At 35.8% G+C, this 7,477-nt stretch carries 2 protein-coding genes and 1 pseudogene; 2 read left to right on the top strand and 1 reads right to left on the bottom strand.

Features of this window, described 5'->3' with window-relative positions; translation table 11 throughout:
• Positions 1-4,866, top strand: a 4,866-nt coding sequence (locus ACFIMX_RS01135; RefSeq protein ID WP_375693912.1) for a DEAD/DEAH box helicase, incomplete at its 5' end; no start/stop codon positions are given.
• A 181-nt stretch (positions 4,867-5,047) separates the two neighbouring features.
• On the opposite strand, the gene ACFIMX_RS01130 is transcribed toward ACFIMX_RS01135, so the two are convergent.
• Positions 5,048-5,548, bottom strand: a complete 501-nt coding sequence (locus tag ACFIMX_RS01130; protein ID WP_375639574.1) for a hypothetical protein — start codon at positions 5,546-5,548, stop codon at positions 5,048-5,050.
• A 1,743-nt stretch (positions 5,549-7,291) separates the two neighbouring features.
• On the opposite strand from ACFIMX_RS01130, the pseudogene ACFIMX_RS01125 reads away from it, so the two are divergent.
• Positions 7,292-7,477, top strand: a pseudogene (locus ACFIMX_RS01125) (hypothetical protein); the annotation flags it as partial.

Here is a 7,477-nt window from a genome sequence, read left to right as displayed (position 1 = left end):
TATTTGACGCAAGACCCGCTTCAATGCCAAGAATACGAAAAGGTTCAAACTTATAGAGAGGTCGCTGACGAAAAGGGCTGGAAAGGAAGCGATACAGACACCGATATTGATTTGGTAGCGAAAATTCGTGATCAAGACGATTATGTTGCTATTCGCTGTCAATTTTATGAGACCAATCATCAGATTACCCAAGACGATATTGAAAGCTTTATCGCCATTTCTGGTAAAAAGAGATTTAAATACCGCCTTCTCATTGATAGCACGGAAAGAGATTTAAGCGACAATGCCAATACCATGATTGAAGGGCAAGCAGTTCCGGTTTATCGAATTAATCTGTTTGATATGGAAAATAGTCAAATCGATTGGGGTATTTTTGATAAGACAGGCAACATTGTCCTTTACGAGCAAACGAAGAAAAAGCTTTTAGATCATCAAAAAGAAGCGCTCAAAGCGGTTTGTGAAGGGTTAAAAGAAGCAGACCGTGGCAAGCTGATTATGGCATGTGGAACGGGCAAGACTTTCACCAGTTTGAAGATAGCAGAAACCATAGCAGGTCAAGGCAAGCATGTGTTGTTTTTGGTCCCCTCTCTTGCCTTGATGTCACAAAGCATTCGTGAATGGACCGCCGATGCACAAGTGCCCTTGCGTTGCTTTGCCGTGTGTTCCGATAAGCAAATCGGCAAGCGGCGTAAAAACCAAGAGGATGATGGGGAAATATCGGCATCGGATTTAGCACTCCCTGCTACCACGGATGCCTCTAGGCTTGTCGAGAAAGTAGGAAACTCTTCGCCCCATGCCATGAGTGTTATTTTTGCGACCTATCAATCGATCCAAGTGATTGTTGATGCGCAAAAGGATCATGGTTTAGCAACCTTTGATCTGATTATTTGTGATGAGGCGCATAGAACAACGGGGGCTTCATTAGGAACTGACGACAATGAATCTGATTTTATCAAGGTTCATGATAACACTCTTATTCGCGGTAAAAAACGTCTGTACATGACAGCAACGCCTCGTATCTTTAGTAATCATGCCAAAAGGCGTGCTGATGAGGTTGATGCTGTTTTAGCCTCTATGGATAATGAAGCCATTTATGGAAAAGCGCTTTATACCTACAGTTTTACCGATGCGGTCAAGAATGAACTGTTAACCCCTTATAAGATTATTGTTTTAGGTGTTGATGAAGGGGAAATCAGTAAAACCATGGAGATGCCCACCACAAGTAAAGATTATGAACTTACTTTAGATTATAAAACAAAAATTGTTGGCTGTTATCAAGCTTTAACCAAACTGGATCTGAAAAATGATCTTGGAGATGATACGGCTCCCATGCGTCGTGCCTTGGCTTTTTGTAAAGATATCAAGACCTCTAAACAGATCCGTGATACCTTTCAAGGAAAAGGGGTTAAGCGGATTTTCAACAGACTTTATAAAAATTATCCTGATACGCCTCCTCTGATCTGTGAAGTTGATCATATTGATGGGAAGGATGGCGCCAAAGAACGGTCAAGAAAACTGGATTGGTTGGAAGAAAATGTGGGGGAAAATCACTGCCGTGTGCTCACCAATGTACGCTGTTTGTCTGAGGGGGTGGATGTTCCTTCTCTTGATGCGGTGATGTTTTTACACCCGCGTAAAAGCCAAGTCGATGTGATACAGGCGGTAGGACGTGTGATGCGGCGGGCTCCAGGCAAAAAAAGAGGTTATATCATTTTACCCGTTGGGGTCCCTGCTGGGATTGACCCCGAAAAAGCTTTAAAGAACAATCCAAAATACAGTGTTGTTTGGCAAGTTCTCGATGCCCTGCTTGCTCATGATGAGAATTTTAGTAAAACGCTTAATCAGATGAATTTAGGACAAGATGTAAGCTCTATTTTAGAAATTGTAACAGTTTCTCAAAATATGGATTTAGAGAATGTCACCACGGTTGTTGATGATATCCCGCTTCAAGCAAGACCAGAGCATGCAAGCGCAAGCAATGTCTCTCCAATCCGTAAATCGCTTTCCATGCATAATGGACAAACAAGCTTCAACTTTATAGCGGCATTCCCTCGCGCTCTTAAAACGGTTTTGATTAAAAGATCAACCCTTTCTGATTATTGGGGCATATGGGCGAACAATGTTGCTGAGATTGCTCAAAACCATATCAATCATCTTAAAGATATTCTTTCTGATGAGAAAGGCAAAGCGCGGTGTGCTTTTGATGCGTTTCATAAGGAATTAAAGAGCAATTTAAACGACAGTATTACGCAAGAGGAAGCCCTTGAGATGTTAGGACAACATCTTGTGACGCGTCCCGTGTTTGAAGCTTTGTTTGAGGGCAATAAATTTGTCCAGAACAATAGTATCTCACAAGCGATGGAAAAGATTTTAGCTGAATTGGATAAAACCGATATCAAGCAAGAGTCTTTAGAACTCCAAGGGTTTTATAACAGTGTAAAATTCCGCGCCTCTGGGATTACCGAACCCCAAGCAAGACAAAACCTTATTATCAAACTTTACGAGGATTTCTTTTCCAAGGCATTTAAGAAAACTACGGATAGGCTTGGAATTGTTTATACGCCCGTTGAGGTTGTTGATTTTATCATTCATTCTGTTGATGATGTGTTACGTAATGAATTTGGCAAAAGCTTAGGTTCACGGGGTGTTTCTATTCTTGACCCTTTCACGGGAACGGGTACTTTTATCACAAGGCTTTTACAATCCAATCTCATCAAACCAGAGGATATGGAATATAAATTCCGTCATGATATCCATGCCAATGAGATTGTTTTGCTTGCCTATTACATAGCTGCGATTAACATTGAATCGACGTATCATAGTATCATGAAAGGTGAATATATTCCTTTCAAGCATATTGGTTTGACCGATACTTTCCGCATGCTTGAAGAGAAGAACCTTCTGCAAAAATTATTCAAAGAAAACAGTGAATATTTGGAGCATCAAAAGAAACTGGATATCAAAGTTATCTTTGGTAATCCACCTTATTCAACAGGTCAAAAAAGTGAAAACGATAATGCAAAGAATACTTCCTATCCCATATTAAATAAACGTATCAGTGAAACTTACGCTGCTCACTCCAAAACAACTGGTGTGCAAGCTCTTTATGATAGTTATATCCGTGCTATTCGTTGGGCAAGTGACCGTATAAAAGACCGTGGTGTTATTGGTTTTGTTACAAACGCGGGCTTTATTGATGGAAGTTCTATGGACGGTTTACGAAAATGTCTCATTGAAGAATTTAGCAGCCTTTATATTTTTCATTTACGTGGTAATCAACGAACCTCTGGAGAACTTTCTCGTAAAGAAGGTGGCAAAATTTTTGGTTCTGGCTCTCGAGCCCCTATTGCTATCTCTATTCTCGTAAAAAATCCAAATGCACAAAAGCGTGGTAAAATACATTTCCGTGATATTGGAGACTATCTCAATAGAGAAGAAAAGCTCACGATAATTGAAAAATTTAGGAGTATTGATGGCATTACACAGAACAAACAAGGCTGGCAAATAATTACACCGGATAGGCATAATGATTGGCTTGGTCAACGTGATGACAGTTTCAAGACATTCCTAGCTCTAGGTGATAGGAAACCTCATAGTAAAAAACTGTTTGAAATAGTTTCTTTTGGGGTTGTAACCAATCGTGATGCTTGGGCGTATAACTCAAGCCGTGAATCTTTAGCTAAAAATATGCGCAATATGATTAACTTTTATAATAGTGAAGTGAAGCGTTTTAATGATACTTATGCACACGCTGACCATAAGATAAATAAAAATGCTGTAAATAATTTCGTCAATTCCGATGAAAGTAAAATCAGTTGGAGCTATAGTGTTAAACAAGATTTAGTAAAAGGAAAGTTTTTTAAGTTTGAAGATTTATGCCTTATTCAAAGCCTTTATCGTCCTTTTACCAAGCAGTGGCTTTATTATAATCATACTTTTAATGAAGTACTTTATCAAATGCCTCGTATATTCCCAATGGGAAAAGCTGTTGAAAATAAAGTAATACAAATTACAGGTATAGGAGCAAAGAAAGACTTTTCTGTATTGATGACTAAAGCTTTGCCTAATTTAGATACAATTGAAAAAGGAAAATGCTTTCCACGTTATATTTACGAAGATACTACAGTTTTAAAAAGTAAAAGTGAAAACCAATCCCATTTATTTACAGAAGAAAGTACAACAGCTGGTTTACAAAGGCGTGATGCTATTACTGATGAAGGATTAGCACATTTTAAAGCGGCTTATCTTAATGAAACTATCACTAAAGATGATCTATTCTATTACGTTTACGGTCTTTTGCATTCGGAAGATTATCGTGCCCGTTATGCTGATAACCTCTCTAAAGAATTACCTCGTATCCCTTGCGTAAAGAGTGCTGATGATTTTTGGAAATTTGTAACAGCAGGGCGTGAACTAGGTCATTTGCACGTGAATTATGAAAGCATAGAGCCTTATCCAGTGACCTTTAAAAAGGGTAATCCAAAACAGACAGAAATCTCTAATCCCGAAAAATTCTATTATGTAACTGAAATGAAATTCGCAAAAGCAGCTAAAGAGAAAGGAAAATCCGAAAAGGATAAATCAACTGTTTTTTACAATAGCAATATTACCATGACAGATATCCCTCTTGAAGCTTATGAGTATATCGTTAATGGCAAGCCCGCTCTTGAATGGGTTATGGAACGTCAATGCGTAAAGACTGATAAAAAGAGCGGCATTGTCAATGATGCCAATCGCTATGCTGTTGAAACCGTTGGAAACCCTGCCTACTCTCTAGAATTGTTTCAAAGGGTTATTACTGTAAGTTTAGAGACAATGAAAATTGTTAAGAACCTACCAAAACTAGAAATAAGAGAAACTGAATAACTTAAAAGCATGCTCACATAATGGGTATGCTAAACTCACAAGGGGTATAAGGTCTTATACCTATAGGTTCTATATCCCTTTATACTCTATACCCCCTTTATACATTGCTTACGTACAATCTTTAAAAGGATAATTTATCATGCGTTATTCTAAAAAGAAGAAACTTGCACTTTTAGATACTCTACTTTGGGACGATAAGCCCCTCTTTGGCTAGTTTCTCGACAGTTGTTTCTGCAACGCTTACTATGAGATTAGAAAATGATGCAAAAGCATTTCCATTGCTAGAGCCTTTTGCTAGCCATATGGTTTCTTTGTTTTTTGTATTGTGAATAAGGTAAACACTAACGCTTATGCCGGGCTTACTAATATTATATCCACCGCTCACATAACCTGGTGTCGTTACAGTTCTTATGGTAGTAAAGTGTCCAACTTCCGAAATAGTACTTGTAGAGGTTCCTGGATGATATGTTGGCGGGATATACGTCTGTGATATATCACGATTATCAACGTTAACTATTAGGAGTGCATCTGCGCCTTTATTTGTTATAATTTTCTCTTTCTCGTTATAGGAATAATTACGAGTTGGAGGGAAAAGTTCTAATCCTCTCAATATCTGTACATTGTATTTAACGAGGGATTTCTCAAAGGTGTCTTCAAGTTCTTTTTGCTCAGAAATAGACATGCCAACACCTCCTATAACCACCTTTTTGGTTTGAAATCGTCCCTTGTAGTTTGGATCAACAATTCCGGTCAAGTGTGTTACTTGATTATCCCAAGGACCACAAGCTGTGAGTATTAACAAACAAAATAAAATAAAATAAAAAACTTCATCATCATAAATCTTTGATTAATATCAAAAGTCTAATAATGTATTTATAATTCAAATTAAAGATACGATTTAAACTTTTAAATAATTTTTTTAGATTGCCTTTAAGAAGTTATACCGTAATCTAAAATGATAGCTTTATTGTTATCAGAAGCTTTGTTTAAAGAGAGTTGTATATATTCATTTTCTTATATTACTTATAGGTTTTGAAGGTGCTTAAAACCTTCAAAATACCTTCAAAACCTCTTTTTATATATATTCTAGATTGTATTTATGTGTTGTTTGTAATATAGGTTGTTTATTTAGATCATTAACGCATTGAAATATAATAACTTTTATTTTTGATTAAAAATAATATATAAAGGGGGATAAAAGGAACCTTCAAAACCCTCTAAACTCATAACTATAATGATCTTGATAGCACTTCTTATGAATTACAAGCTATCTTTTGAAAGGCTTAAAGGAGCATATGCTTTTCATAAAGCACGTTGTAATCATTCTCTAAATCATAAGGTTATCATTCAAAAGAACTGATAAAATTCATAAAAAGGATTTTGATAACGTAATCAGTTTTTAATTTCATATGCTTTTCATAAGACACGTTTTAATGACTCATTAAAATGATCACTTTTGTCAGTTCAATTTACTGACACATAACTGACAAATATATATTATGAATTGAATTTATGGGTTGTCTTTTAATAAAGGTTGCATCATTAAAATTATAACCTATTGAAATATAATGTTTTTAATTTTCTCTCATTTAAAAAAAATAATAGAGGATCTAAAAAGAACTGACAAAACTGACACAACTGACAAAAGCCTATTAAAAGGGATTTTACTGATCTCTATAATGATCAATCTCTCTTTAGATATTTTCATAACAGGCAATAAATCACAATTATTCTATTTATCGCTTCTCTTATGACAATGAAAAATGATGCCATGGCTATAAAGCATATAACAGTTATAAAGAATGCGTAAAAACAGTAGCTTTGTTTAAATAAAGCAAAAATGCAAATTAATGCATTGGTTATAAGAGCGCGGTGCTTATTAAGGTTGTTTAAATTAGAGCCCCTTATAAACAAAATTCACAAAAAAATTAAAATTCATTTAGTTACAAAATTGATAGGTTATAAAGTTAAAAATATGCATTATGAGAGCGTTTCTAAATATTATAAATGTATAGATTCAGAAAATACGCAGTCGTTTCACAAAGCCCGTAATATAGCTTTAAAAGCACATAAATATAAAAGAAGCAATTAATAGGCATAAGATATTATCAATACACAACGTATTTAAAAAATATCAAAAAAGATAAAATATTGTTTGACAATAAATACGTATTTTGTTATATAAATACTCAAGTGATGAAAACACTAAACAGATAGCGAAGAGGTTGCGATAAACCTAATCCTATTAAAACTGACTATCTTTTATGCTCTAATTAGCATATATGATGATTTTGTCGGGTGTAGCTATGCTATACAATACCCTTCGCGAGGGAAAAGCATAGCAACGGACTATCTGCCGTGTTTTCAACACCCGATACCCTTATAGGGTTTCAATTGAAAACTTTTAAACAGATAGGTTTTAATTATGAAAAATATATCAAACAACACCCCCGTTATCTCTTCCATTTCAAATGCAACCGCGCCTGTTAATAAACAAGAGCCTGCAAAAAAATACGAATTTACAGGAGAGACAATAGAGGTTGGCTTTAAAACCCTTCATAGAATTCGCGCTTTAAGAGATTTTGGAAACGTCAAAAAAGGTGAGTTAGGC

The organism is Bartonella sp. AD24XZML, assembly GCF_042196485.1.
GTDB lineage: Bacteria > Pseudomonadota > Alphaproteobacteria > Rhizobiales > Rhizobiaceae > Bartonella.
This window is presented reverse-complemented; position numbering and strand designations above follow the sequence as displayed.